Consider the following 26,145-nt stretch of genomic DNA (forward strand, 5'->3'; position numbering starts at 1 on the left):
GGTGCAACCATTGGGATAATTGTTTGTTGGGTTGAGCCGGCCTTGCCGGAGCAATGAGGAAGTTCATCACGGGGAGTTGCCATGCTCTGGAGAGGCCGTCGTCAGAGTGACAATATCGAGGACGACCGCAGCGACAGCGGCGGCGGTGGGATCGGCGGCGGTGGGGGCTTCCAGCTCCCCATCGGCGGCCGCACCGGTGGCGGCGGCAGCATCATCCTCGTCATCCTGGTGGTGATCGCTGGATGGTATTTCGGCTTCGATCCCTCAGCGATCCTGGGTGGTGGCGATGGCGGCCTGTTGCCGGGCGGTGGCGGCCAGATCACCGACAATGGCGGTGGTGGCCAGGGCAGCGGCACCGCTCCCGCCAATGACGAGATGAAGCAGTTCGTGGCGACCGTGCTGGCCGAGACCGAGGACACCTGGACCGGCATCTTCAAGTCGCAAGGCCTTACCTATGAGGACCCGAAGCTGGTGCTGTTTTCCGGCCAGGTTCGCTCCGCCTGCGGCTTTGCCTCGGCGGCTGCGGGACCGTTCTACTGTCCGGGCGACCACAAGGTCTATCTCGACATGACCTTCTTCCAGGAGCTCGATCAAAAGTTCGGCGCTTCCGGTGAGTTCGCGCGAGCCTATGTCATCGCGCATGAGGTCGGCCATCACGTGCAGAACCTCACCGGCATCATGGGCAAGTTCAACCAGATGCGGCAAGGCATGAGCGAAGCGGATGCCAACCAGCTGTCGGTGCGCATCGAGCTGCAGGCCGACTGCTTCGCCGGCGTGTGGGCGCACTACACCGGGCAGAAGGGCATATTGGAGCAAGGCGACATCGAAAGCGCGCTGAACGCCGCCAAGCAGATCGGCGACGACACGCTGCAGAAGAAGATGCAGGGCTATGTCGTGCCGGAAAGCTTCAACCACGGCACCTCGCAGCAGCGCCAGACCTGGCTGGCGCGCGGCTACAAGAGCGGCAAGCTTTCGGACTGCAATACGATGACCGGCGCGCTTTAACGAGACTGTTTGGAAATTCTACCCCGGCGGCCATCTGGCGGCGTTTTCTCCGCTTCCGGTGCTCACCGACCTAATGTCCGCTGCGCTCCGGTTCTCGAAACCACCACTATATGGCTCGCCAGAGCGAATTTCGAAACAGTCTCGGCGAGCGTTTCTGGCGCTTACCTGACGACGAAGACGCCGTCAGGGGGTGTCAGGATCAACGGTTCCCGCCCGTTCTCGCATTGTTCCTTTTTGCGGGTTCGCCTATAAGGTGCGTCCGCCTGCGCCAAGGGCGGCCGGAGGAGATTGACCCATCATGATCGATCCCAAAACCGCCAGGCGGGGCCTGGCGCTGGTCTTCACCACGCTGCTGCTGGATATTATCGGCTTCGGCATGATCATGCCGGTGCTGCCGGCCTTTCTCAGGGAACTGACCGGCGTTGGCATTAGTGAAGCGGCGATCGAGGGCGGCTGGCTGTTCTTCGTCTATGCGGCCATGCAGTTCTTCTTCGCGCCGATCATGGGCGGGTTGAGCGATCGCTTCGGCCGGCGGCCGATCCTGCTTGCCTCGGTGCTGACCTTTTCCATCGACAATCTGATCTGCGCCATCGCCTGGTCCTATCCTATGCTGTTCATCGGCCGAGTGCTGGCCGGCATTTCGGGCGCCAGCTATTCGACGACGTCGGCCTTCATCGCCGACATTTCGAACGACGAGAACCGTGCGAAGAATTTCGGCCTGCTCGGCATTGCCTTCGGCGTCGGCTTCGTCATCGGCCCGGTGCTGGGTGGATTGCTGGGCACGTTCGGGCCGCGCGTGCCGTTCTACTTCGCCGCCGGGCTCGCCTTCGTGAACTTCCTGATCGCGATGTTCTTCCTGCCGGAAACGCTCGATGAAAAGCATCGCCGCCGCTTCGAGTGGAAGCGCGCCAACCCGGTCGGCACGCTGCTGCAGATGCGCCAGTATGAAGGCATTGGCTGGATCGGGCTCGTCTTCTTCCTGATGACGCTCGGCCACATGATGTATCCGGCGGTGTGGTCGTTCGTCTCCAACTACCGCTATGGCTGGAGCGAGCAGCAGATCGGCTTCTCGCTCGGTGCCTTCGGCCTGTGCGGCGCGATCGTCATGGGCACTGTGCTGCCGCGCGTGATCCCCAGGCTCGGCGAGTGGAGGACAGCGGTGATCGGCCTGACCTTCACGGCGGCGAGCGCCTTCGGCTATGCCTTCGCTTCGCAGGGCTGGATGATCTATGCGGTGATCGTCGTCGGCTGCCTGGAAGCGCTGGCCGATCCGCCGCTGAGAAGCCTTGCCGCCGCCATGGTGCCACCTTCGGCACAGGGCGAACTGCAGGGCGCGATGACCTCGCTCTTCTCGATCACCTCGATCATCACGCCGCTGCTCTACACGGCGATCTTTTCCTGGTTCACCGGGCCAAGCGCGCCGGTGACCTTCGGCGGCGCGCCCTATCTGGTCGGTGCGTGTTTTCTGCTGCTGGCGCTCATCGCCTTCGTCACCAAGGTGGCGAGACCGGCGACGGTCACAAATGTCGCCACCGACGTGGCGGAAGATGGAGCGCAGGCATGAGCCATGACAGCCGCATCGCGCTGACCAGGGACGGGGTGTCGCTGTCGCGGCTGGTCTTCGGTGCCTGGCGCCTGCTCGACGGCGACGCCCGTCCGGACGCCGATCAGGTCGCGCGGCTGATCGGCAGCGCCGTCGATCTCGGCCTGACCAGTTTCGACCATGCCGACATTTATGGGAATTACGAGGTGGAGGCGGCCTTCGGCGCCGGGCTGTCGCGTTGGAAGGGCAAGCGCGATCAGATCGAGCTGATCTCGAAATGCGACATCATGCTGGCCTCGGCCAACCGGCCGCAGAACCGGCTGAAGCACTATGACACCAGCGCCGTCCACATAAATGCTTCGGTCGACCGCTCGCTCGCCAATCTCGGCACCGATTATCTTGACCTGTTGCTGCTGCACCGGCCGGATCCGCTGATGGATGCCGACGAGACGGCGGCGGCGCTGGCCGGACTGGTCAAGGCGGGCAAGGTGAGGGCGGTCGGCGTTTCCAATTTCACGCCGTCGCAATTCGATCTGCTGGCCTCGCGGCTGCCGTTCGCGCTCGCCACCAACCAGATCGAAATGTCGGTGCTGAAAACGTCAGCATTGACCGATGGCAGCCTCGACCACGCGCAGCGCCTGGGCTACGCGCCGATGATCTGGTCGCCGCTCGGCGGCGGCTCGCTGTTCACCGGCAAGGAAAGCCGGGAGGCAAGGGTGCGGGCAGCGCTCGCGGCGGTCGCCGCCGAAATCGGCGCGGGCGATCTCGCCGCCGTCGCCATCGCGTGGCTGCTGCGCCATCCCGCCCGGCTGGTGCCGGTGCTCGGTTCGATGAAGCCGGAACGGCTGGCGGCCATGGTCAAGGCGCTGGAGATCACCCTCGACCGCCAGCAATGGTTCGCCATATTGGAGGCGAGCGAGGGGCGGCCGGTGGCTTAGGGTAGCGCTCGTGCCGCTTAGGGTCTGCCGGTGGCACCATCCTTCACGTTTTGGCGGACTGTTGCTCCATGGGCGGAAGCACCCAACTTTCGTCATCCCTGGGCGAAGCAGGAGCGAAGCTCCGTCGCGGAGACCCTGGGATCCATTCCCTGACCTTAGCCGAAGGCGCAGCGGAGCAGAATTCTGACCCGTGGTGGCGCTCGGGAGTCCCGGCATGGATCCTCGGGTCTGCGCCGCGTCGCTACGCTCCTTGCTCCGCCCGTGGATGACGACGGGAGGCAGGTCTCAGCCAAATGTCGAAGTCACGCGATTGCCTTAGAATGGTCAAAGCTTCCGCATCGAGGATTTAATGCTCAATTCATTCACTCGTAACGCCGAATCTGCGCCAATTCGGCGTGCGTGAGGCGGCCCCGCAGAATATCCATGTCATGTCAGCGGGGAGGGCCTTTTCGGTTTTGAGCTCGGCCTTCCGTTCGTCGTAGATCGCTACATCGGCTGCGTCTTCGAGGGCTTCGTCGGCGGCATGTAGGTTCGTATTCTTGCGCATCTCTTTGCCCCCCAAAACTGCGCCACGCTATTTGCGCGCGGTCCACTAAGCCCGCTCGGCCAGCAGTTCCTCGCCGCGCTTTTCGCGGATCAAATTGACGAAGCGGCGGAACAGATAGTGCGAATCCTGCGGGCCGGGCGAGGCTTCGGGGTGATGCTGGACCGAGAACACCGGACGGCCGGTGAGCGCGATGCCGCAGTTCGAGCCGTCGAACAGCGAGACATGGGTTTCCTCGACGCCTTCGGGCAGCGAGTCGGCGTCGACGGCAAAGCCGTGGTTCATCGAGACGATCTCGACCTTGCCTGTGGTGTGGTCCTTGACCGGATGGTTGGCGCCGTGATGGCCCTGGTGCATCTTGGCGGTCCGGCCGCCGAGCGCCAGCGCCAGCATCTGGTGGCCGAGGCAGATGCCGAACACCGGGATGTCGGTCTTGAGCAAATCCTGGATCACCGGCACGGCATAGTCGCCGGTGGCTTCCGGGTCGCCGGGGCCGTTGGAGAGGAAGATGCCGTCGGGCTGCATGGCGAGGATCTCTTCCGAGCCGGTGCTGGCCGGAACCACGGTGACCTTTGCGCCGAGGCCGGCGAGCAGGCGCAAGATGTTGCGCTTGACGCCGTAGTCGATGGCGACGACGTGCAGCGACGGCTCTGCCTGCTCGCCAAAGCCTTCGTTCCACACCCAGGGCGTCTCGCGCCAGACCGAGGACTGGCCCGAAGTGACTTCCTTGACGAGGTCGAGGCCGATCAGGCCAGACCAGGCGGCGGCGCGCTGCTTGAGATCGTCGAGGTCGAAGACGCCGTCGGGTGCATGCGCGATGACCGCGTTGGGCATGCCCTTTTCGCGGATCAGCGCGGTGAGCGCGCGGGTGTCGATGCCCGAGAGCGCGACGATGCCGCGCTTCTTCAGCCACTGGTCGAGATGGCCGGCGGCACGGTAGTTGGACGGGTTGGTGACATCGGCCTTGAACACGGCGCCGACAGCGCCGGCGCGGGCGGCCGGGTTGAGGTCTTCGATGTCCTCGCCATTGGTGCCGATATTGCCGATATGCGGGAAGGTGAAGGTGACGATCTGGCCGGCATAGGACGGGTCTGTGAGGATTTCCTGGTAGCCGGTGAGCGCGGTGTTGAAGCAGACTTCGGCGACCGCGGAGCCGGTGGCGCCGAGGCCGCGGCCCTCGATGACGGTGCCGTCGGCCAGCACCAGCAGGGCGGTCGGCTTTTCGGTGGCCCAGGCGGGCGTCATCTCGGCCATGGCGGCACTCCTATCAGGCTGCGCGCTTCGATGGCGGGCCATCCGCGCAGCAAACGACGCGGCAGCGATTTCTCGAGCCTCAGCGCGTCAATTCATTGTCTTATGCAAGGCCGAGTACATAGGGGAAGGTGCCAGAACGGTCAATGATACAGCCAGGGACCGACATCGTTTTATTTCGTCGAACAATATCAGTGGCTTGCCGGCCCCTTCGAGATTTGCCTTGTGCTCCCGGCGAGGTTATGGTCCGCGCCGTTCGAAGGAGACAAGCACAATGCGCGGAAAAATCGCCGAATCCCTGAAGAGCGCGATGAAGGCGCAGGACAAGCACCGGCTGCCGACATTGCGGCTGATCCAGGCCGCCATCCACGACCGCGACATTGCCAATCGAGGTTCGGGCAAGGATCCCGCCAGCGACGAGGAGATCCTGCAGATCCTGGCCAAGATGGTGAAGCAGCGCGAGGAATCGGCGAAGGCCTTCGAAGACGGCAAGCGCCCGGAACTGGCCGCACAGGAGCGCGGCGAGATGGAGATCATCCGCGGCTTCCTGCCGACGCAGCTTGACGATGCGGCAATCGCGGCCGCGGCGCGCGAGGCGATCGCCGAGACTGGTGCGGCCAGCCAGAAGGACATGGGCAAGGTGATCGCCGCGCTGAAGCAGAAATATGCCGGCCAGATGGATTTCGGCAAGGCCAGCGGCATCGTCAAGGGCCTGCTGCAGTAGAGGTATCAAGGGCAATCGTTAGGTCTGGCCTTGCCCTACGAAGCAGTTCTTGGCGGCTCCAGCGCGAGGCGCAGGGCCGGCGCTTCCTGCTGGACATGATCCCATAACCGGTTGGCCACCGGCCCGTGCGGCCGGTCGCGGCGGCGCGCCACCACCAACTCCTCGGTGCGGCCCGGCATATGGCGGCCGGCGATGGAGTGCAGGCGTCCGTCACCCAGCTCTTCCTCGATCAGGAAGCGGGGCAGGTGGCCCCAGCCAAGGCCTTGCAGGATGATTTCCTTTTTCATGCCTTGGTCGGCCACCAGGCATTGTGGCGCGCCCTCGATCAGCGAGTAGTTTTGTTGCGGCGAATGGCGGGCTGTGTCGCGCATGACGCATTGGGTGAGTGCCTGCAGCTGATCGGGCGTGATCGGCTCTTTGATACCCTCCGGCAGAAAGCCAGGCGCCACCACGGGAATGAACGGCACCTTGCAAAGATCGACCCATTCCACCCGCGCATCGCCCTTGTCGACCCAGTGCAGGATCAGATCGGCCTCGTCGTCGAACAGCCGTTCCCACGGACCGCCGACGGCCTCGAAATGCAGATGCAGGCGCGTGCCCGGGCATTGGGCGAAGAACCGTCCGAGCATGCCCAGCACCTGCGGCCGCGGGCAGAGATCGCCGATCACGACATGGATCTCGCTTTCCTCGCCCATCGAGAGTTGGGCGGCGTGCACCCGCAGGCCTTCCAGTTCGCGCAGCAGCGATTGCGCGCGGCGGTGGAACGACAGCCCCGCCTCGGTCGGGCGCACGCGATAGCCGCCGCGATCCAGCAGAACGAGGTCGAGCTGGCGCTCGAGCTTGGCGACAGCGGCGAACACGGCCGGGTGCGAGCGATGCAGCAGGGCGGCCGCAGGCTGAAAGCCGCCGGTGCGGATCACCGCATCGAAGCATTGCAAATCGTGCAAGGTAAATTCGGCCATGTCAGCTTTGATTACAGAGTTTGTCCTATCTTTGTAATATCAACAAAAACACGTCGCGGCTACGCTCCGCCTCATTCAACCTTCCAGAAGGACTTTTCATCATGAGTGGGCTGAATTTCGTGACTGTCGGCGATGGCACCCGCATCGCCTACCGCTTCGATGGCGATGCCGCAAAGCCGGTGCTGGTGCTGTCGAACTCCATCGCCACCACGTTGCACATGTGGGACGGACAGGTCGGCGAGCTGTCGAAACATTTCCGTGTTCTGCGTTACGACTTTCGCGGCCATGGCGGGTCAAGCGCCCCAGCTGGCGCCTATTCGCTCGACCGGCTTGGCCGCGACGTGATCGAGCTGCTCGATGCGCTCGGCCTTGGACGTGTGCATTTCCTCGGCCTGTCGCTCGGCGGCTTTGTCGGGCAGTGGCTCGGCATCCATGCGCCCGAGCGCATCGACCGGCTGATCCTGAGCAACACCTCGTCCCATCTCGGTCCGGCAAGCTATTTCGACGAGCGGATTGGCGTTGTCCGGCAGGCGCGGGACATGTCGGAAACCGCCGAAATGTTCCTCAACAACTGGTTCCCCGCGCGGATGGTGGCGGCCAACGAACCCGTCATCGCTGAATTTCGCACGATGCTGCTCGCGATCGACCGACAAGGCCTGGCAGGTCTGTTCGCGGCGGTCCGCGATGCCGATCTTCGCCGCACGGTCGCGCTGATCAACCGGCCGACATTGGTGATCGCCGGCGAGCACGACACGGTGACGGCGGCCAGCCACAGTGAGATGATCGCGGCGGCGGTGCCCGGCGCGAAGCTGGTTGTGCTGCCCGCGGTTCACCTGTCGAACGTGGAGTATCCGGCAGAATTCATAGAGGCGGTGCTCGATTTTCTGCGCTGAGCCGGCGCGGGGTGAGTGAGGTTCGCAGCCTGCTATGGAGCGGACTTCACGGCTTGCACATCGGCAGCGGCTGCGCGGGTGGCGCGGGATGATCTTTCTTGTACTGGGCGATCATCGGCTCAAGGGTTTTTTGCGGCCAGAATTTCGGCGCGCCGATTTCCTTCAGGCAGGATGCGTTCCAATAGGGTGCTTCGCCGGAGGGGGAATGGCCTTTTGCTGCTTGTGCGACGGCGGCGATGTCGCGCGATTCCGGATAGATGTAGAGCGTCGTCGGGTTGTCCTTGACCATCGCGATGATCTGCTGGGCATCCGTCGGCGACCAGCTGGTGCAGCCATTGCTGCGGCCGCCCGCATAGTCCACCAGCTTGCCGAACGGCACCAGACCATCATGGTCGGCATAGGAGCTGTTGGGGCTTTTGCGCATGCACATGGTGCGCAGCACCTGCGCCGCGTGGCCGCCGATCACGCGCTGCCTGGCGTTGGCGGCTTCGCCTTCGCCGTCGAACTGGATGAAGGTGCGCAGGAAGGCAGCGTCCTGCTTCGCACCGGTGCGATAAAAACCCTTGAACGACGTTTTCGACTCCCGGGTCATGTATGCCCCGCCAGCCGTTAGTTCCGAATCCATGGCATTGCCAAAATTCTTGGAACACCGCCTGCCGTTTGAAAAATCGACCGTGCCTTTCAGGTTCTTGCCGGCCCCGTGACCCGATGCGATAGCGCGAAACGACTGGCTGGCTTCGCAGACGACGTAGTACCGGCGCCCGAGCACGCCATTGCCGAGATCGCCGGGACGGGTGGCATCCATGGCGAAATAGCAGGGGTTCCTGACCGCGCCTTGCGCCACCTTCTTCAGGTAGAGCGCGCGCGCCCGCTCCAGCACCACCTCTGAGATCTGGCCGTCGCTGTCGCCGACATGGGCCTGCAGCCAAGCCGGGATGCCGGATGGCGCGGCGAAGGACCGGACCGTCGCCGTCAGGGCTATGACGATAACAAGAAGGCTGAGGGTGACGACAATACCCAGAGGGACAAATCTCAACCGCACCGGTTCAATTCTCCTGCCAAAGCCTTGCGAATCTATGCGGGTGTTATATCCGCAACCGATCATAAAAGGCCGTGCGCCGATCGGCGAGACACATCTTGTTTAACGTGTCGCGGCGGGGTCGTTTTGCGATCAGTCCAGCGGAGAAGTATGTCGGGCCAGCCTTCCTGAATCTCCTCGCAGCGTCCGTGCAACAAGCTTGGAGACGGCAAAAGGACGCTCTATAATCGATTCATACAAAATAATTATCGACCGTCTGAAAATGGACCCGCTCAGCGACGTCATCTCCCTTTTGCAACCCAGCACGGCGATCTCCAAGCCCATCAGGGGACGCGGTCGATGGGGCGTGCGTTACGCCGCCTATGATGCCCCCGGCTTCACCATAATCGTGGAAGGGACGTGCTGGATCGCGTTCGAGGGCAAGGATCCAGTCAAGTTCGAGAAAGGCGACTTCCTCCTCTTGCCTTCCACACCGCCATTCTCCCTCAGCAGCCATCCGGGCATCGACTGTGAGCTCAGGGCGCCGATGGACATTGCCATCCGGCACGGCGACCCAGATGGAGAGCCCGACTTTGTCGCGCTCGGCGGTACGTTCCGGATCGAGCCGGTCAACGCCCCGCTCCTGGTTGCGCTCCTTCCGAGCGTCATCCACGTGCCGGTATCGCAGGGGCGTTCCGGCAGGCTTGGCAAGGTTATCGAGCTCATCATGGAAGAGTGCGAGAACGAAGATCCGGGCAAGGAAATGGTTTTGCGGAGATTGCTCGAGGTTCTGCTCGTGGAAGCGCTGCGATGGCATGGCATCGCCCACGGCGCGGCTGGCCTGCTCAGCGGGATGCGGGACCCGGTGCTCGCGCGCGTGCTGCGCTCAATGCACGAGGATGTCCGGGTGGGCTGGACGGTCGCGGAACTCGCCAAGGTTGCCGGGCTTTCGCGGTCGGCGTTCGCGGCTCGCTTTGTGGCCGTGCTGGGTTGCGGCCCGATCGAGTATCTGGCTCGCTGGCGCATGGCGCTGGCCAAGGATGCTCTCATCCGCGGCTCGAAAACCTTGGACAAAATAGCTGATGAGATCGGCTACGAGTCCGCCAGCGCCTTCAGCACGGCCTTCAGGAAGCGGCTTGGCTGCTCACCGGGAAGGTTCGCCCGCGGCAATGGTGTCGGCGCAACCGGCTGAGGCTCTTCCCTCGCGGCGAGGCCTCTTCAAACGCTTCCGTTGACAGCTCCGACCTGCTCTCGCTCGGACTAAGCGATTTTTTTGGACAGTTGGAAATAAAACTAGGACTATAAATTATAGATCGTCTGCGTTGGCAAGCCTACGGAGGTTTATCGAAACCAACGGAGCTTACCATGCAAACGATCCTCATCACTGGCTGTTCTTCTGGCTATGGCCTGGAGACGGCCCGCCATTTCCTCGCCAACGGGTGGAATGTCATCGCCACCATGCGGACGCCGCGACAGGACATACTGCCGCGCTCGGAGCGCCTGCGGATCCTGCCCCTGGACGTCACCAGCGAGGCCAGCATCGCGGCGGTGGTCAAAGCCGCCGGTCAGATCGATGTTCTGGTGAACAATGCAGGCATCGGCGTGGTCGGTGCCTTTGAAGCGACAACGATGTCGCACATCCGCAAGGTCTTCGACACCAACAGCTTTGGCGTGATGGCGATGGCGCAGGCCGTGATCCCGCAGATGCGCGAGCGTCGGTCCGGGGCGATCGTCAACGTCACCTCCAGCGCCACCCTGGCGCCGATGCCCCTGGCGGCGGCCTACACCGCCAGCAAGCAGGCCATCGAGGGTTTCACCGGATCGCTCGCGCACGAGCTCGGCTATTTCGGGATCCGCGCCAAGCTGGTCGAGCCCGGATACGCGCCAACGACGCGGTTTACGCAAAACACTGCGGTGCGCATCGAAGACATGATCCCGGAAGCCTACGCCGATTTCGCGGCCCCGATCTTCGCGGCCTTCGCCCAGCCCGCGCTGACCACCAGGGAAAGCGACGTTGCCGAAGCTATCTGGGCCGCCGTCCACGACACTTCGGGCAAACTCCGTTTTCCGGCAGGCCAGGATGCGGTTGCCCTGGCAAACGCTGGCTGAAGTCTCCGGTGCCGTGCGGGGTGCAACGATTTTCGCCCCGCCAATTCTACGTCGGTTCGGATTGAGCTATCATCTGATTCTGGCGTGGCCCACGCCTCCTCCCTCCGCTGGGAAAGCATTCGTTCATGCGGGGCATTCTCATCACCGAACCGACTGATCGAGCACCAGGCATAAGGAGGGGTTGCGAAAACTGCTCGCACCAGAAGGTTTTTGAGATGATTCTATCCGCGCCTGTCTACCATCTGAAGCGTCAAGCAAGGCTGTTGTCGCGCGAGGCAAAAATCCCGCTCCACCAGGCGCTTGACCGGATTGCCGCGCAAGAGGGATTTGCCAGTTGGAGCCTGCTTGCGGCGAAGCTGTCCGAGACGGCGCCCGCCAGCAGGTTATTCGCGCAACTGGCACCTGGTGATCTGGTTCTGGTCGGCGCGCGGCCGGGCCATGGCAAGACGCTGATGAGCCTCGAACTGGCGGTCGAAGCGATGAAGTCGGGCCATCGCAGCGTGTTCTTCACGCTGGAATATACGCAACGCGATGTGCTGGAGCGGTTCCGCGCTATCGGCGTCGAGCCGGCCCGGTTCGACGGACTGTTCGAGTTCGACACTTCCGATGCCATCAGCGCCGGCTATATCGTCAGGATGTTGGGGTCGGCGCCGCGCGGCACGCTGGCGGTCATCGATTATCTGCAACTGCTCGATCAGAAACGAGAGAACCCCGGCCTGATGGACCAGGTCCGCGCGCTGAAGGCTTTCGCGTGCGATAGCGGCGTGATCCTGGTCTTCATCTCGCAGATCGACCGGTCCTACGATCCGGCGAAGAAGCCGGTCCCGGATATCAGTGATGTTCGCCTGCCCAACCCGCTTGATTTGTCCCTGTTCGACAAAGCCTGCTTCCTGAACGAGGGCGAGATCCGCTTCCATGCGGCTTGAGCGCCCCCGGCGGCCAAGGCTATCCCTGCGTGGCTGGGAGAGCATGGATCATGGTCGAAATCGTCAAACCAGCGCTTGAACATCTGCCATCCTACAAGGCGGCGCTCGAGCGTGGCTGGTCGCCCGACAACGTTCGGCTCATGGAGGCGACGCGCGAGCAGCTTGCGGCCATAGAGGACGATCCGGTGGCGTTCCTGGCCAGCCTCGACGATCCCGAGGCCAAGGGTGGCCCGATCACCTTGCCGGACGGTACGCAAGTGCAACGCCTGCCGGGATTCCGCCGCTGGATCTGGGATGGCGAAGCATCAGGCTCGATCGGCTTTCGCTGGCAGAAGGGCACGGCGGAACTGCCGTCGCATGTGCTTGGCCATATCGGCTATGCGGTGGTGCCGTGGAAGCGGCGGTGCGGTTATGCCACGCAGGCGCTGCGGCTGATGCTCGACGAGGCGAGGGCGGTCGGCCTACCCTATGTCGAGATCACTGCCAAGCCGGGCAATCCGGCCTCGCACAAGGTGATCCTGGCCAATGGCGGCAAGCTCGTCGAGCGCTTCTTCGAGGATGCCGCCTATGGTGGGGTGGAGAGTTTGCGGTTCCGGATCGATTTGTAGATCGCCCTGTCATTCAGCCTGCTCGCGCAGCCAGTCGGCCAGCGATGCGCGATGCTTGCCGGCCCTGCCGGTGAAGGCCTCGGCGGACAGCATGGAGTTCAACACCGCCTCCTGCGTGGCTTCCACGGCCGCGCGAAAAAGCATGTCGATGCGCGCTTCGTTGAGCGCGTGCAGGGGCACCAGATCGCGGCTTTCATCGTGATCGACCAGATTGCCGGTGCTGAAGGCGATGGCGATGTCACCACTGCCATGGCCCCAGAAGGAACCAAGCCTGGCAATGCCGGTTCCGGCGCGGCGCGCCACCCTTTCAAGCTGGCGGTGTTCGAGCGGCACATCGGTTGCCAGCACGATCATGACCGAGCCGCGCTCGACCTCAGCCGGTTGTCTGGGGTCCGGCCGGCGCCCATCGGGCAGAACGAGGTCTCCGGGCCTGCCGAAATTCGACAGAATGAGAACGCCGAGGTGATGGCCGCCGCCGAGCGCAATCCTTCTGGACGCCGAGCCGATGCCGCCTTTGAAGCCGAAGCAACTCATTCCCGTTCCAGCGCCGACATTGCCCTGTTCGACCACGCCCGCATGCGCGTCGGCCAGCGCGGCGAGGGCGTGTTCCTCTGATATTGCCAGGGCCTGGATGTCGTTCAGCGGACCGTCATTGCATTCGCCGACCACCGGATTGACGGTTCCGGTGGTGCGGCCGATATCCGGATTCTGGCGGATGGCGTCGCGGATCAGCGCCGTGGCGCAGGTGCCAACCGAGAGCGTGTTGGTCAAAAGAACAGGCGTTTCGATGGTGCCGAGTTCCTGTACCTGCGTCAGGCCGGCAGTCTTGCCGAAGCCGTTGATGACGTGGCTTGCCGCCGTCACCTTCTTGCGGAACAGATTTCCGCCATGCGGGAGGATCGCTGTCACGCCGGTATTGATGTCGCCGTTGCGCAGCGTGCAGTGACCGACACGCACACCGGGCACATCGGTGATCGCATTGTGCATGCCCGCCGGCAAGGTGCCGCAGATCAGGCCGAAATCGCTGACAGTTCTGGACATGCGTCAGACGTGTTCGTCGGCACACAGCGCATGGTCGGACAGCGCGCGGATGACGTAGCAGTCGCCGACCGTCTTGCCGTCGCAGCAGGAGGCGATGCGTTCCAGTTCGGTTTCCAGCCGCTTCAGCTGGGCGATCTTTTCGCGCACGGAAATCAGCTGCTCCTGCGCGATCTTGTCGGCATGGCCGCAAGGCTGCTCGGGGTGGCCGCTCAATTCGATCAATGACCGAATATCCTCGACGGCAAAACCGAGGTCGCGGGCGTGGCGGATGAAAGCCAGCCGCTCCAGCTCCTGCCGGGAATAGCGGCGCTGGTTGCCTTCCGAGCGTTCGGGCGCGGCGACCAGACCCATCTGCTCGTAGTAGCGGATGGTCGGCACCTTGACCCCGGTGCGGCGCGAGAGATCACCGATCGAAAACATGCATTTTGCCTCTTGAAGCTCTAGTGACTAGAGCAATTACAGTGCCTGACATCAGGGTTCAAGGCCCATGCGGCGGCACGCCGCGCGAGGGCAGACAGGTGATGTGATGACGGCTCCTCTCAAGCAGACACGGTTCAAGATCGGCGGCATGGATTGCGCTTCCTGCGCGGCCAAGATCGACACGGCGGTGCGTCGCCTCGACGGCGTCGCCGACGTCTCGGTTTCCGTGACCGGCGCCAGCATGACCGTCAGCCATGGCGGGCCGCTCAATGACGACAAGGTGCTGCGGCAGGTGGCGCGGCTGGGCTACGGCATCGTCAAGGCCGAAGCCAGGACCGAGGGGCCGGCGGCCAAAGTGCAGGACCATGCCGATCATGACCACGAAGGCCGTGATCATGACCATGGCGACGGACAAGTCGCCAAGGAAGTCGCAGGTTCATCTCATCTCCACAACGATGCCGAGCCGGGGCAAGCGTGGTGGCGCAGCCGCCGCGCAGCGCTGACGCTGGCTTGTGCGGCAGCGCTTCTGGCCGCCTACGGTATCGGCCATCTGTTCCCGGTGGCCGAGCGCTGGGTTTTCCTGGCGGCGCTGCTGGTCGGCCTGGTGCCGATCGCGCGGCGCGCGCTGATGGCGGCGCTGGCCGGCACGCCGTTCTCGGTCGAGATGCTGATGACCATCGCTGCCATTGGCGCGGTGATGATCGGCGCCACGGAAGAAGCGGCCGCCGTGGTGGTGCTGTTCCTGATCGGCGAGCTGCTGGAAGGGGTCGCCGCCGGCCGCGCGCGTGCCAGCATCCAGGGCCTGGCCGATCTGGTGCCGAAGACTGCGCTGGTCGAGCGGGGAGGCGGCACTTCAGAAGTACCCGCGGACCTGATTGCCGTCGGTGACGTCATCGTGGTGCGGCCCGGCGACCGCATCCCGGCCGATGGCGAGATTGTCGAAGGCTCGAGCGATATCGACGAAGCTCCGGTGACCGGCGAGAGCACGCCGAAGCACAAGGGTGTCGCGGAATCGGTCTTCGCCGGCACGATCAACAGCGATGGCGTGCTGAAAGTGCGGGTGACGGCGGCCGCCTCCGACAACACCATCGCCCGCATCGTGCGGCTGGTGGAGGAGGCGCAGGAGGCCAAGGCGCCAACCGAGCGCTTCATCGACCGCTTTTCGCGATACTATACGCCCGGTGTGCTGGTCGTTGGTGCGCTGGTAGCGCTGCTGCCGCCGCTTGTCGCCGGCGGCGACTGGAGTGAATGGATCTACAAGGGCCTGGCGATCCTCTTGATCGGTTGCCCCTGCGCGCTGGTCATCTCGACGCCGGCGGCGATCGCCGCCGGCCTGGCGACCGGCGCCCGACGCGGCCTGCTGATGAAGGGCGGGGCAGTGCTGGAAGGTTTCCGCCGGATCACGGCGGTTGCCTTCGACAAGACCGGCACGCTGACCGTGGGCAAGCCTGTCGTGACCGACATCGTCGCCTATGGCCGCGATGAGCGCTCCGTGTTGGCACTGGCGGCGGCGCTCGAGCAAGGCTCCAGTCATCCGCTGGCGGTGGCGATCCTTGACAGGGCCAGGGCCGACAAGGCGTCGGTGCCGCCGGCGCTGGCGGCGAAGGCAATCTCCGGCAAGGGCGTCGAAGGCAGCGTCGGCGGCGTGGCCGTCTTCCTGGGCTCCGGCCCAGCGGCGGGCGAACGTGCCGAGATGACGCAAGCGCAGAGGCTTGCCATCGACAGCCTCAACGGCCAGGCCAAGACCGTCTCGGTGCTGATCGCCGATGGCGCGGTGGCCGGGCTGATCGCCATGCGCGACGAGCCACGGCCGGATGCGGCGGCCGGCATCGCGGCGTTGAAAGGCGAGGGCATCCGCACGGTGATGCTGACCGGGGACAACCGACGCACGGCTGAAGCCATCGCCGCTTCGCTCGGCATCGAGGCGCGGGCGGAACTGCTGCCGCAGGACAAGCAACGCATCGTCGGCGAACTGCAGCGCGAAGGACTGACGGTGGCCAAGGTCGGCGATGGCATCAACGACGCGCCGGCACTCGCCGCCGCCGACATCGGCATTGCCATGGGCGGTGGCACCGATGTGGCGCTGGAGACGGCGGATGCGGCGATCCTGCATGGCCGCGTCATGGACGTTGCCCGCATGGTGTGGCTGTCGCGGGCGGTGATGGCCAATATCGGCCAGAACATCACCGTGGCGCTGGGGCTGAAGGCGGTCTTCCTGGTCACCACCATTTTGGGCATCACCGGCCTGTGGCCGGCAATCCTGGCCGATACCGGCGCCACCGTGCTCGTCACAGCCAACGCCATGCGCCTGTTGCGCTGGCGCGGCTGAGGGCTACTCGGCGGGTGCCGTCAGCGGCGGCGTGGCGTTGCTGCGGCCTTCCCAGACCTGGGAGACGACTGCGACCAGCACGGCGACCAGCATCGCCAAAGCGCCGGCCACCGGCAGGCTGCGGTAGCCGTAGCCGGCATTGAGCATGGCGGCGCCCAGTGATGCGGCCAGCGCGATGCCGACATTGAAGCCGGACGGGATCAGCGAGGAGGCGAGGTTGGAGGCATCCGCCGTCCAGGCCAGGATGCGGGTCTGGATCGGCGTGCCGATGGCGAAGTTGAGGCCGCCCCAGATGACGATCGCGATGACCATCGGCACGGGGTAGGGGCTGACGGCATAGATGACCGCCAGCGTCACCGCCTGTAGGCCAAGCATGGTGATCAGCGACGGCATCAGGTTCCAGTCCGACAGCTTGCCGCCGAGGAAGACGCCGAGCGTGGCGCCGACGCCGTTGAGCAGCAGCACCCAGGGCACCAGGTCTTCGTCGAGCCCGGTGATCTCCAGCAAGGTCGGGGTGATGTAGGTGAACAGGCAGAACTGGCCGAGCATCAGCATCAGCATAAGGATCAGCGAGGTCCAGACCTGCTGGCGTGCCAGCACGCGGACCTCGCGGGCGAGGCCGGCGGGCTTGGCCTGATATCCAGTGGTGCGCGGCAACAGCGCCGCCATGGCACAAGTCGCCGCCACGCCCAGCGCGCACATCACCCAGAAGGTCGCGCGCCAGCCCCAGATGTTGCCGATGGCGGTGCCGGCCGGCACGCCGATGACGTTGGAGACGGTGAGGCCCGACAGGATGACCGCCACCGCCATGCCGCGTTTGTCCTCGGGAACGAGGCCGACGGCAACCACCATGGCGACGCCGAAATAGGCGCCGTGCGCCACCGCCACGGCGATGCGCAAAAGCAGCATCGAGGTGAAATCGGGCGCCAGCGCACAGGCCGCCTGGCCGATGGTGAAGGCGACGGCGAGGCCGAGCAGCAAGGTCTTGCGCGGGAGCGATTTGGTGGCGAGAGCCAGCAGCGGGCCGCCAATGGCGATGCCGCAGGCGTAGCCGGAGACGAGGTAGCCTGCCGAGGGAACGGAGACGCCAAGCCCCTCCGCCACTTGCGGCAGCACGCCGGCAATGACGAATTCGGTGGTGCCGAAAGCAAAAGCGGCGATGAACAGGGCGATGAGCGGAAGCGACATGGGAAAGCCTTGGCTGGAACGGCCTCAAACCACGGATGGACGGCGGGGGCAATCCAGAAATTTTTGTCGCGACTTTAGGTTTTCTTGAGTGGCAGCTTTAGGCTGGAGTCTTGCGGCCATAGGGGATCTTCAACCACGCCCGCTCGTGGAAATAGTAGAGCAGTGACTTGGTGAAGACCTCGGTTATGCCGATGGCTGCGGCGAGCTTGACGCTTCCTGTCACGACCAGGGAAATGATCAGCGTGTCGATGGTACCGGTCACGCGCCAGGAAAGCGCCTTGGCGAAACTGCGCGAATGGGTGTCCATCGATTCCTCCGAAAGCCTGGGCCAATCGATCCTTATCCTGACTGGCGGAAGCGGAGCAAAGGTATTTTGCCGTCGAAGCGAGGCGCAGTGAGGCGACTTCAGCTCGCCTTCAACCGCGACCCCGTCAGCAGGCCGCGCTCTTCCAGCACCGGATAGGCCATCGACGCCAGCAGCGAGTTGATCTGCTTCAGGTCGCGGATGGTGTCGAGGTGGATCGAGCTGGTTTCGACGCTCTTGGCGGTGCCTTCGCGCAGCCGCAGGAAATGGCTGGCGCTGGTTTCCTTCTCGCGGTCGCGCAACTGATCCTTCTCCAGCACCAGCTGGCGGGCGGTTTCGGGGTCGCGCGAGACCAGCACGTTGAAGGCAAGCCTTGCATTGGCCAGCACAGAGCTGTGGAAGGCGGACAATTCGCTCCAGCCTTCGTCGGTGAATTCCAGCCCGCGGTCGAATTTCTTCTTCACATGCACCAGCATGTTGCGCACGATGATGTCGCCGACCTGCTCGAGTTTGACGCAGGCGCCGATCAGTTCCTGGCAGCGCAGCGCCTCGTCCTCGGTCAGCGGGTTCTTGGTGACCTTAGCGAGGTATAGTTTGATCGCCGCGTGCTTACGGTCGACGCGGTCGTCGAGGGCGGCCAGCGCCTTGATCTTGTCGCTGTCGGCGCTCTCGTAGAGTTCGATGATGCGCTTCAGCATGATCTCGACCGTCTCGCAGACCCGCACCACCTCGCGCGTGGCGTTGGCCAGTGCCTGGCTCGGCACATCCAGAGCGCTTTCGTTGAGCGCCGACAATTCGATGACGTCGAGCGAGGCCGCCGGCGCCGGCTTGGTGCCGAGCGCCACGATCTTTTCCGAGGCACGGTAGACGAAACCGGCCAGCGGCAGGCCGGCAAGCAGGATGATGACATTGAACAGGATATGGGCGTTGACGATTTGGTCGGCCGCCGTCGCGCCGAGGAAGCCGACATGCGGGCGGACGATCATGAACAGGATCAGCATGACCAGCGAGCCCAGCCCGCGCATCAGGAGATTGCCGATCGGCACGACGCGCACGGCGGGCCCGGCCGAGCGCGTCAGCATCGGCGCGATGATCGAGGAGCCAAGATTGACGCCGAGGATGAGGACGACGCCGAGTTCCGGGCTGATCAGGCCGCGGCCGGCCAGCGTCGCCATCAAAAGCACCGCCGCGATGCTCGACTGGAACAGCCAGGTGATCAGCGCCGCCAGGAGATAGGCGGTGATGGAATCGCTGGAGAAGTAGTTGATGATGACCGGCATCAGTTGGCTGTTGCGCAGCGGCTCGGAGGCCTGGCCGATCATTTCCAGCGACAGGATCAGAAGGCCGATGCCGACCAGGATGCGGCCGGTCTGACGCCAGTCGCGCCGCTCCGTGGCCATGAACATCACCGTGCCGGTGATCAGGCAGAGCGGTACCAGCAGCGTGAGATCGAAGGTCAAGAGCTTGACCACGAGTGCCGAGCCGATCTCGGCGCCGCGCACGGCCAATTGGCCGGCGGCACCCGAGACGATGCCGGAACCGGCGAAGGAGCCGACCAGCAGCGTCACCGCGGTCGAGCTTTGCAGCGCGATGGCGAGGCCGGTGCCGGCCAGCACCGCCATGATCGGATTGCGCATGGTGGCGCGCAGCCTGTGGCGCAGCACGTCGCCATAGGCGCGTTCGACGCCGGTCTTGACCATGCGGGTGGCAAACAGCATCAGCGCCACCGCGCCGGCCAGATGCAGAAGAACGACGGAACCGCTCATTGAGGCGCCTTCATGCGAATGGCGCGCGCGATGCGGACATCGCGGCGATCAGGTGAGAAAACAAGGGTACGAATCATGGTCATGGCAGCCGTGGATAATAGCCGGAATATTTTAGCCGGATAATAAAGTTTTGTCGATTTTAGGAGGTCGTCGCAGCGCGACAGGCCGTGTCGGGAAATGGACGGGTGCGCAAGATGGTTGCATTGCCGGCCCATGGGGGTGCGGCGGATTCGCCGCACCTGCGCACTTCTGGCGTCCGGCTTTGCGATGATGTTCAAATACCGGGAATAAGTAGAAGATTTCATTACACAATTGTAATGCTGGCATTCAGTTTCAGTTCATCCGCTGGCGGTTAATCCTCGGGGCATCGACAACCAAGGAGACTTCCCATGAAGCGCATTGTTCTTTCTGCTCTCGCTGTCGCGATGCTCGCCGCCACGTCGCTTACCGGCCAGGCCGCGCCGATGAACGCGCCGGTCGCGCCGCAGCCGAATTACACCAAGGTCGACTGGCAGAAGCCCGGCCACCACAACGATGTGAGGAAGCGCGTCTTCAAGAAGAAGGTCGTCGTGAAGCGCAACCACTGGCGCAACGGCCAGAGATATTCGGGCTGGAGGCAGCACCAGCCGATCCGCGACTATGGCCGCTATGGCCTGCATCGCCCCGGCCGCGACCAGGAATGGATCCGCGTCGGCAACGACTATGTGCTTGTCGGCATCCTGTCGGGCGTCATCTTCGGCGCGCTTGCCGCGCAGTAAGTTCTGCCAGCTGGACTGAGAAGGAAGGGCGGCCCGTAACGGCCGCCTTTCTTTTTGCCCTGTGGAAACCGGGTATGGCCCGTATTGGGGGTCGTCGGATTTCGCCGGCGTGATTATATGGTGGGGAAACGAGTTCCCTCAATGCGCTTTCCGCCCGCCTTCCTTGACGAGATCCGCGACCGCGTGCCGATTTCACAGGTTATCGGTCAGCGCGTCGCGTGGGATCGCAAGAAGACCAATGCGTCGCGCGGCGACTATTGGGCCTGTTGCCCGTTCCATGGCGAGAAAAGCCCGTCCTTCCACTGCGAGGACAAGAAGGGCCGCTATCACTGTTTCGGCTGCGATGTGTCGGGCGACCATTTCAAATTCCTCACCGAACTTGAGGGATTGAGCTTTCCCGAGGCGGTCGAGAAGATCGCCGACATGGCCGGCGTGCCGATGCCGGTGCGCGACGAACGGGAAGAGCGGCGCGAGCAGGAACGCGCCAGCCTGACCGACGTCATGGAGATGGCGACCGCCTTCTTCCAGGAACGGCTGCAGGGACCCGAGGGAGCCAAGGCCCGCGCCTATCTGCGCGATCGTGGGCTCACGCCGGCAACGCAGCATTCGTTCCGGCTCGGCTTCGCGCCCGACAGCCGCAACGCGCTGAAAGAGCATCTCGCGGCAAAAGGCGTGCCGAAAGCCGATATCGAAGCGTGCGGGCTGGTGCGTCATGGCGACGATATCCCGGTCTCCTATGACTGGTTCCGCGACCGCATCATGTTCCCGATCCCGGATTCGCGCGGCAAGATCATCGCCTTTGGCGGCCGGGCGCTGGCGCCCGATGCGCTGGCCAAATACATGAACTCGCCCGACACCGAGCTCTTCCACAAGGGCAATGTGCTCTACAATTTCGCCCGGGCCCGCAAGGCGCTCGCCAAGGGCGGCACGGTCATTGCCGTCGAAGGCTATATGGACGTGATCGCGCTGGCGCAGGCCGGCTTCGAGAATGTCGTGGCGCCGCTCGGCACAGCGCTCACCGAGAACCAGCTCGAACTGTTGTGGCGCATGGCGCCGGAGCCGATGCTGTGCTTCGACGGCGACAAGGCTGGACTGAAGGCGGCATGGCGGGCTGCCGATCTCGCGCTGCCGTCGGTGCAGGCCGGGCGCTCGGCGCGTTTTGCGCTGCTGCCGGAAGGCAAGGATCCCGACGACCTCGTCAAGGCCGAGGGGCCGGACGCTTTCCGCACCGTGCTTGCCGATGCGCGGCCGCTGGTCGACCTGTTGTGGATGCGCGAGACAGCTGGCGGTGTCTTCGACACGCCGGAGCGGCGGGCGGAACTGGGAAAGACGCTGCGGGAGTTGACCAGCCGCATCCGCGACGAAAGCACGCGCTATCACTACCAGCAGGAAATGCGCGAGCGGGAAAAGAGCTTCTTCGGCTCGCAGCGCGATGCGCGGCAAGGGCGCCAGGACTGGAAACCGGGGCAGCAGGGCAAGGCAGCCGCACCCGGCGGACAATTCGCCAAGCCTGGTGGCAGCCGCATGGCAATCACCGAAAGCCTCGGCCAGTCCGCGCTGGTCAAGCGCGGCAGCGAGGGCATGTCGGTGCGCGAGGCGACGATCATCGTGGCCCTGGTCAACCATCCGCCGCTGATCGACGAGAATTTCGCCCATGTCGAATTTCTCGACCTCGCCAATTCCGAACTGCAGCGGCTGCACGCCGCCATCCTCGATGCGATGGCGCATGACACGGCCAATGACCGCCACGCCGTGGTGGCGACGATCGAGCGCGCCGGCTGCGCCGAGATCTGGGAGCGGGCCGTCGGCCTGATCCGGCGGGCGCGGCAATGGCCGGCGCTGGAGACGGCGGCACTCGACGATGCCCGCGACGCTCTGAACCAGGCACTGCACTTGCAGCGCAGCGCGCGCACCTTACATAAGGAGCTGAAACAGGCGGAAGCGGCGCTCGAAGCAGATCCCTCGGACGAAAACTTCCGCCATTTGATCGAAATTCAGGCGCAATTTCAGGATGTACAGGCGACGGAAGCGCTGATCGAAGGATTTGGCGTTTCGTCGGGCAGGGCTGGGCGAGCCTAAGTGCAGCTGAGTACAGGAATGAGAGCGTGGCCGGGCTTCCCAAGGGGGCAAGGCGCGCTAAGTCGGGTAATTGATTCGCTTTTTTCATGCGAATCATGCCAGAGGCGCTTGACCTTCCGACAGAATGGCGGAATCAGGACGATTCGAAACGTTAACCCGCACCCGCGCCGACGGGAAATGAGCGATGTGAGGTACTGGTCACTGGACAGGCAGGCCGCCTGCCACAGATATCAGGGTTAATCTGGACTTAACGGTAGATACGGTTACTGGCCCGGTGAAGCGCGTTTCATAAGCGAGCACATCCGGTTTTGACTGGTCCGACAGTTTACGCGGCTTCGATGGCAGCCGCTTGGAGAAGATAAAAAAAATGGCGACTAAGGAAAAGGAAGAGGTCGAGACCGAACGCGAAGGCGCCACCGATGGCCCTCTGCTCGACCTTTCCGATGATGCTGTCAAGAAGATGATCAAGGCCGCCAAGAAGCGCGGCTATGTCACGATGGACGAGCTGAATTCGGTGCTGCCTTCCGAGGAAGTGACCTCCGAGCAGATCGAGGACACGATGGCGATGCTGTCCGACATGGGCATCAATGTCGTCGAGGATGACGAGCAGGGCGAAGAGGCCGAGGCCGGCGACACCGCGGCCGATGCCGAGGAAGACGCCAACGAGCTGGCCGAACAGACCGGCACGGCGGTTGCCGCCACCACCACCAAGAAAGAGCCGACAGACCGCACCGACGATCCGGTGCGTATGTATCTGCGCGAGATGGGCTCGGTCGAGCTTCTGTCGCGCGAAGGCGAAATCGCCATTGCCAAGCGCATCGAGGCCGGCCGCGAGACGATGATCGCGGGTCTGTGCGAAAGCCCGCTGACCTTCCAGGCCATCATCATCTGGCGCGACGAGCTCAACGAATCCAAGATCCTGCTGCGCGAGATCATCGATCTTGAAGCCACCTATGCCGGCCCCGAAGCCAAGCAGGCGCCGGTGGTCGAGCGCATCGAGGAAGCGCCCAAGCCCGAGGAAAAGTCGCGCCGTGGACGCGACGAGGAAGATGACATCACCAATGTCGGCGCCGATACGCGCGGCATTGGCGACGATGACGAGGAAGACGAGGACGAGGCGAGCCTGTCGCTGGCGGCGATGGAAGCGGAACTGCGCCCGCAGGTGATGGAGACGCTCGACGTCATCGCCGACACCTACAAGAAGCTGCGCAAGCTGCAGGACCAGCAGGTCGAGAACCGTCTGGCCGCCGCCGGCACGCTGTCGCCCAGCCAGGACCGCCGGCTGAAGGAGCTGAAGGACCAACTGATCAAGGCGGTGAAGTCGCTGTCGCTCAACACCGCGCGCATCGAGGCGCTGGTCGAGCAGCTCTACGACATCAACAAGCGCCTGGTGCAGAACGAGGGCAAGCTGTTGCGGCTGGCCGAAAGCTATGGCGTGCGCCGCGAGGAGTTCCTGAAGGAATATCAGGGCTCCGAACTTGATCCGAACTGGACGCGCGCGATCGGCAATCTGACCTCGCGCGGCTGGAAGGAATTCACCAAGAACGAGAAGGATGCGATCAAGGACCTGCGCGCCGAGATCCAGCATCTGGCCACCGAAACGGCGATCTCGATCCTGGAATTCCGCAAGATCGTCAACCAGGTGCAGAAGGGCGAGCGCGAAGCCGCGATCGCCAAGAAGGAAATGGTCGAGGCCAATCTGCGCCTCGTCATCTCCATCGCCAAGAAATACACCAACCGCGGCCTGCAGTTCCTCGACCTGATCCAGGAAGGCAATATCGGCCTGATGAAGGCGGTCGACAAATTCGAATACCGCCGCGGCTACAAGTTCTCGACCTACGCGACATGGTGGATCCGGCAGGCGATCACGCGTTCGATCGCCGACCAGGCGCGCACCATCCGCATCCCGGTGCACATGATCGAGACGATCAACAAGATCGTGCGCACCTCGCGCCAGATGCTGCATGAGATCGGCCGCGAGCCGACGCCGGAAGAACTGGCCGAGAAGCTCGCCATGCCGCTCGAAAAAGTGCGCAAGGTGCTGAAAATCGCCAAGGAGCCGATCTCGCTCGAAACGCCGGTCGGCGACGAGGAGGATTCGCATCTGGGCGATTTCATCGAGGACAAGATGGCGATCCTGCCGATCGACGCGGCCATCCAGGCCAACCTGCGCGAGACCACGACGCGGGTTCTCGCCTCGCTGACGCCGCGCGAGGAGCGCGTGCTGCGCATGCGCTTCGGCATCGGCATGAACACCGACCATACGTTGGAAGAAGTCGGCCAGCAGTTCTCGGTCACCCGCGAGCGTATCCGCCAGATCGAAGCCAAGGCGCTGCGCAAGCTCAAGCACCCGAGCCGGTCGCGCAAGCTGCGCAGCTTCCTTGACAGCTGAGTTTGTCTGTCGCGAAGAATTGAGGGCGCCGATTGGCGCCCTTTTTCGTTTCAAGCGTTAAATCGTATTGCCTGGAGCGGTTCATCATTGCTCTACAACGGTACGTTCAGCCGTGTCCCCCTGACGATGATGCCGCCGCGATCGCCGATCTCGATCGAGCCATAACGCTGCCTGAAACATTCAGGCAGCGGGCGGTCGCCGGGAATCGACAGCCACAAGCGGAGCATATGGCGCCGCTTGTCCGGGTCTGGCCAATCGCGAAAACCCGTGCGGTCGTGCAGCAGCGAATGGTTGTAGACGAACTGCATGTCGCCGGGCCGAAGCCGCATCGACAGGTTTAATTTCGGGTCATTGGCAAGGCGGTCGAAGAGATCCAGCGCTTCGACGTGGGCGGCGCTCAGCCGCATGGCATCGGGGAAGCGCTGCGCGCTGTCGATGTACTGGCGCTGGTAGATGCCGGTCAGCAGTCCCGCATGCCAGTTGAGGACCGGGATTTCGAAATAGGGTTTTTCGCCTTCCGGGATTTCGCCGCGCCGGTCGGTGGCGATCGGATCAAACAGCAGGCGGACCAGATCGGGCCGGCTTTTGCGCATCTCATTGTAGATCGTCACCGTGCTGACCAGCAGGGATTCGCCGCCTTGCATGGCATCCCTTAAGCAAAGCAGGCCGACGACATCGGCGGAATCGGTGTGAAATGTCTGGCGCTCCGCCGTCTGGTAGATGCGCGTCGTGGGGCTCCTGGCGTCGGCGCCGATGTCGCGGACATGGCCGAGAATATGGCCCTGGGCATTCTGCGAGCGTGCGCTGCCCAGATGCGCGCCAATCCCGCAGAAGATCGTTGCCGCCATTTCAGCCGAATATTTTTCGACCGGGAGGCCGCGCAGCACCTCGAAGCCAATGCCGGCGATCAGTTTTTGGCGAAGGGCGGCAAGATGGCCGGCAAGCCGAGGCAACGGGAAATCGGCCTTGGCCAGGCCACCAATATCGCGCGAGCGGGCGAGAAAGCCGGTTGCCGCCGATTCCAGCTCCGCGACATCCAGCGGGCCCAGTTCGACCAGCCATTGTTCCGGATGCCTGGCCATGGCCTCGCCGGTCCAAGCGGCGGGAATGTCGATCCGATCCGGCGGCAGGTCTGTTGTCTCGCGCATGACATTCTCCTGCGGGCCCGGATCGGCTCCGGACATTGAGGATTTCCCGGGCTGACGGCTATGACGAAGATGCCGCAATCAGCCGGGTTTTTAAACCGGCTTTCCCTTGTCGGCGCCGACGCGCGGTAGTCCTTGCGGGATGTTCGCTGCGGGAGGATAATTTCGTGTCGGATGCATTTTCTGGGCGACAACCCGGATG

General features: G+C 63.8%; 24 protein-coding genes. 13 read left to right on the forward strand and 11 right to left on the reverse strand.

Translation table 11 applies throughout. The annotated features are described in order from the left end of the window. Positions 1–81 precede the first annotated feature (81 nt). The 3 genes from ypfJ to JN279_RS13550 all read left to right on the forward strand — a co-directional run bounded on the left by ypfJ (position 82) and on the right by JN279_RS13550 (position 3,486). Positions 82–1,005, forward strand: a complete 924-nt coding sequence (gene ypfJ, locus JN279_RS13540; RefSeq protein WP_202353004.1) for a KPN_02809 family neutral zinc metallopeptidase — start codon at positions 82–84, stop codon at positions 1,003–1,005. Between the two features lie 298 nt (positions 1,006–1,303). Next, positions 1,304–2,569: a TCR/Tet family MFS transporter gene (locus tag JN279_RS13545; protein WP_202353005.1), complete on the forward strand. Its 1,266-nt coding sequence runs from the start codon at positions 1,304–1,306 to the stop codon at positions 2,567–2,569. Continuing rightward, positions 2,566–3,486, forward strand: coding sequence for an aldo/keto reductase (locus JN279_RS13550; protein ID WP_202353006.1), 921 nt, complete (start codon positions 2,566–2,568; stop codon positions 3,484–3,486). Before JN279_RS13545 ends, JN279_RS13550 begins: the two co-directional genes overlap by 4 nt. Before the next feature lie 358 nt (positions 3,487–3,844). Here JN279_RS13550 and JN279_RS13555 read toward each other — a convergent pair whose 3' ends face one another. Then, on the reverse strand, positions 3,845–4,033 hold the full coding sequence (locus tag JN279_RS13555) for a hypothetical protein (RefSeq protein WP_202353007.1): 189 nt from the start codon (positions 4,031–4,033) through the stop codon (positions 3,845–3,847). Positions 4,034–4,078: 45 nt separating this feature from the next. After that, a complete protein-coding gene (gene carA, locus JN279_RS13560) occupies positions 4,079–5,284 on the reverse strand; it encodes a glutamine-hydrolyzing carbamoyl-phosphate synthase small subunit (RefSeq protein WP_202353008.1) in 1,206 nt (401 codons plus the stop codon). 271 nt (positions 5,285–5,555) lie between these two features. Between carA and JN279_RS13565 the strand changes: the two genes are divergently transcribed. Next, positions 5,556–6,005: a GatB/YqeY domain-containing protein gene (locus JN279_RS13565; RefSeq protein ID WP_096449097.1), complete on the forward strand. Its 450-nt coding sequence runs from the start codon at positions 5,556–5,558 to the stop codon at positions 6,003–6,005. 35 nt (positions 6,006–6,040) lie between these two features. Here JN279_RS13565 and JN279_RS13570 read toward each other — a convergent pair whose 3' ends face one another. Continuing rightward, on the reverse strand, positions 6,041–6,967 hold the full coding sequence (locus JN279_RS13570) for a LysR family transcriptional regulator (RefSeq protein ID WP_096449095.1): 927 nt from the start codon (positions 6,965–6,967) through the stop codon (positions 6,041–6,043). A gap of 101 nt (positions 6,968–7,068) precedes the next feature. Between JN279_RS13570 and JN279_RS13575 the strand changes: the two genes are divergently transcribed. Further along, the gene (locus JN279_RS13575) at positions 7,069–7,860 is read left to right on the forward strand and encodes an alpha/beta fold hydrolase (RefSeq protein WP_096449092.1); all 792 of its coding nucleotides are present in this window, start codon (positions 7,069–7,071) and stop codon (positions 7,858–7,860) included. 46 nt (positions 7,861–7,906) lie between these two features. Here JN279_RS13575 and JN279_RS13580 read toward each other — a convergent pair whose 3' ends face one another. Continuing rightward, positions 7,907–8,902: a hypothetical protein gene (locus tag JN279_RS13580; protein ID WP_202353009.1), complete on the reverse strand. Its 996-nt coding sequence runs from the start codon at positions 8,900–8,902 to the stop codon at positions 7,907–7,909. A 259-nt stretch (positions 8,903–9,161) separates the two neighbouring features. Here JN279_RS13580 and JN279_RS13585 point away from each other — a divergent pair, with 259 nt between their 5' ends. The 4 genes from JN279_RS13585 to JN279_RS13600 all read left to right on the forward strand — a co-directional run bounded on the left by JN279_RS13585 (position 9,162) and on the right by JN279_RS13600 (position 12,521). Beyond that, complete coding sequence (locus JN279_RS13585; RefSeq protein ID WP_202353010.1) at positions 9,162–10,070, forward strand: AraC family transcriptional regulator; 909 nt, start codon at positions 9,162–9,164, stop codon at positions 10,068–10,070. Between the two features lie 173 nt (positions 10,071–10,243). Then, on the forward strand, positions 10,244–10,987 hold the full coding sequence (locus tag JN279_RS13590; RefSeq protein ID WP_202353011.1) for an SDR family oxidoreductase: 744 nt from the start codon (positions 10,244–10,246) through the stop codon (positions 10,985–10,987). 215 nt (positions 10,988–11,202) lie between these two features. Then, positions 11,203–11,913 carry a DNA helicase gene (locus JN279_RS13595; RefSeq protein WP_202353012.1) on the forward strand — a complete coding sequence of 237 codons (711 nt, stop codon included), beginning with the start codon at positions 11,203–11,205 and terminating at the stop codon, positions 11,911–11,913. Positions 11,914–11,963: 50 nt separating this feature from the next. Further along, positions 11,964–12,521, forward strand: coding sequence for a GNAT family N-acetyltransferase (locus JN279_RS13600; RefSeq protein ID WP_202353013.1), 558 nt, complete (start codon positions 11,964–11,966; stop codon positions 12,519–12,521). 9 nt (positions 12,522–12,530) lie between these two features. On the opposite strand, the gene JN279_RS13605 is transcribed toward JN279_RS13600, so the two are convergent. Beyond that, the gene (locus tag JN279_RS13605; protein ID WP_202353014.1) at positions 12,531–13,562 is read right to left on the reverse strand and encodes a DmpA family aminopeptidase; all 1,032 of its coding nucleotides are present in this window, start codon (positions 13,560–13,562) and stop codon (positions 12,531–12,533) included. Between the two features lie 3 nt (positions 13,563–13,565). Further along, positions 13,566–13,982 (reverse strand): MerR family transcriptional regulator, encoded by a 417-nt coding sequence (locus tag JN279_RS13610; RefSeq protein ID WP_202353015.1) that lies wholly within the window; start codon positions 13,980–13,982, stop codon positions 13,566–13,568. Between the two features lie 106 nt (positions 13,983–14,088). Between JN279_RS13610 and JN279_RS13615 the strand changes: the two genes are divergently transcribed. Further along, positions 14,089–16,311 (forward strand): heavy metal translocating P-type ATPase, encoded by a 2,223-nt coding sequence (locus JN279_RS13615; protein WP_202353016.1) that lies wholly within the window; start codon positions 14,089–14,091, stop codon positions 16,309–16,311. Positions 16,312–16,314: 3 nt separating this feature from the next. On the opposite strand, the gene JN279_RS13620 is transcribed toward JN279_RS13615, so the two are convergent. The 4 genes from JN279_RS13620 to JN279_RS13635 all read right to left on the reverse strand — a co-directional run bounded on the left by JN279_RS13620 (position 16,315) and on the right by JN279_RS13635 (position 19,874). Continuing rightward, positions 16,315–17,499: an MFS transporter gene (locus tag JN279_RS13620; protein WP_202353017.1), complete on the reverse strand. Its 1,185-nt coding sequence runs from the start codon at positions 17,497–17,499 to the stop codon at positions 16,315–16,317. 97 nt (positions 17,500–17,596) lie between these two features. Continuing rightward, the gene (locus tag JN279_RS13625) at positions 17,597–17,806 is read right to left on the reverse strand and encodes a DUF2061 domain-containing protein (protein ID WP_096449072.1); all 210 of its coding nucleotides are present in this window, start codon (positions 17,804–17,806) and stop codon (positions 17,597–17,599) included. Between the two features lie 98 nt (positions 17,807–17,904). Next, on the reverse strand, positions 17,905–19,569 hold the full coding sequence (locus JN279_RS13630) for a Na/Pi cotransporter family protein (RefSeq protein ID WP_096449070.1): 1,665 nt from the start codon (positions 19,567–19,569) through the stop codon (positions 17,905–17,907). Beyond that, positions 19,566–19,874 carry a hypothetical protein gene (locus JN279_RS13635; protein ID WP_202353018.1) on the reverse strand — a complete coding sequence of 103 codons (309 nt, stop codon included), beginning with the start codon at positions 19,872–19,874 and terminating at the stop codon, positions 19,566–19,568. Before JN279_RS13635 ends, JN279_RS13630 begins: the two co-directional genes overlap by 4 nt. Positions 19,875–19,958: 84 nt before the next feature. Here JN279_RS13635 and JN279_RS13640 point away from each other — a divergent pair, with 84 nt between their 5' ends. The 3 genes from JN279_RS13640 to rpoD all read left to right on the forward strand — a co-directional run bounded on the left by JN279_RS13640 (position 19,959) and on the right by rpoD (position 24,798). Next, positions 19,959–20,327 (forward strand): RcnB family protein, encoded by a 369-nt coding sequence (locus tag JN279_RS13640; RefSeq protein WP_096449068.1) that lies wholly within the window; start codon positions 19,959–19,961, stop codon positions 20,325–20,327. A 141-nt stretch (positions 20,328–20,468) separates the two neighbouring features. After that, positions 20,469–22,406 carry a DNA primase gene (dnaG, locus tag JN279_RS13645; protein ID WP_096449066.1) on the forward strand — a complete coding sequence of 646 codons (1,938 nt, stop codon included), beginning with the start codon at positions 20,469–20,471 and terminating at the stop codon, positions 22,404–22,406. A gap of 367 nt (positions 22,407–22,773) precedes the next feature. After that, positions 22,774–24,798 carry an RNA polymerase sigma factor RpoD gene (gene rpoD, locus JN279_RS13650; protein ID WP_095201737.1) on the forward strand — a complete coding sequence of 675 codons (2,025 nt, stop codon included), beginning with the start codon at positions 22,774–22,776 and terminating at the stop codon, positions 24,796–24,798. Between the two features lie 92 nt (positions 24,799–24,890). Here the strand turns inward: rpoD and JN279_RS13655 are convergent, their stop codons facing one another. Beyond that, the gene (locus JN279_RS13655) at positions 24,891–25,946 is read right to left on the reverse strand and encodes a TauD/TfdA family dioxygenase (protein WP_202353019.1); all 1,056 of its coding nucleotides are present in this window, start codon (positions 25,944–25,946) and stop codon (positions 24,891–24,893) included. Between the last annotated feature and the right edge of the window lie 199 nt (positions 25,947–26,145).

This window comes from Mesorhizobium sp. 113-1-2 (assembly GCF_016756475.1).
Classification (GTDB): Bacteria; Pseudomonadota; Alphaproteobacteria; order Rhizobiales; family Rhizobiaceae; genus Mesorhizobium; species Mesorhizobium loti_C.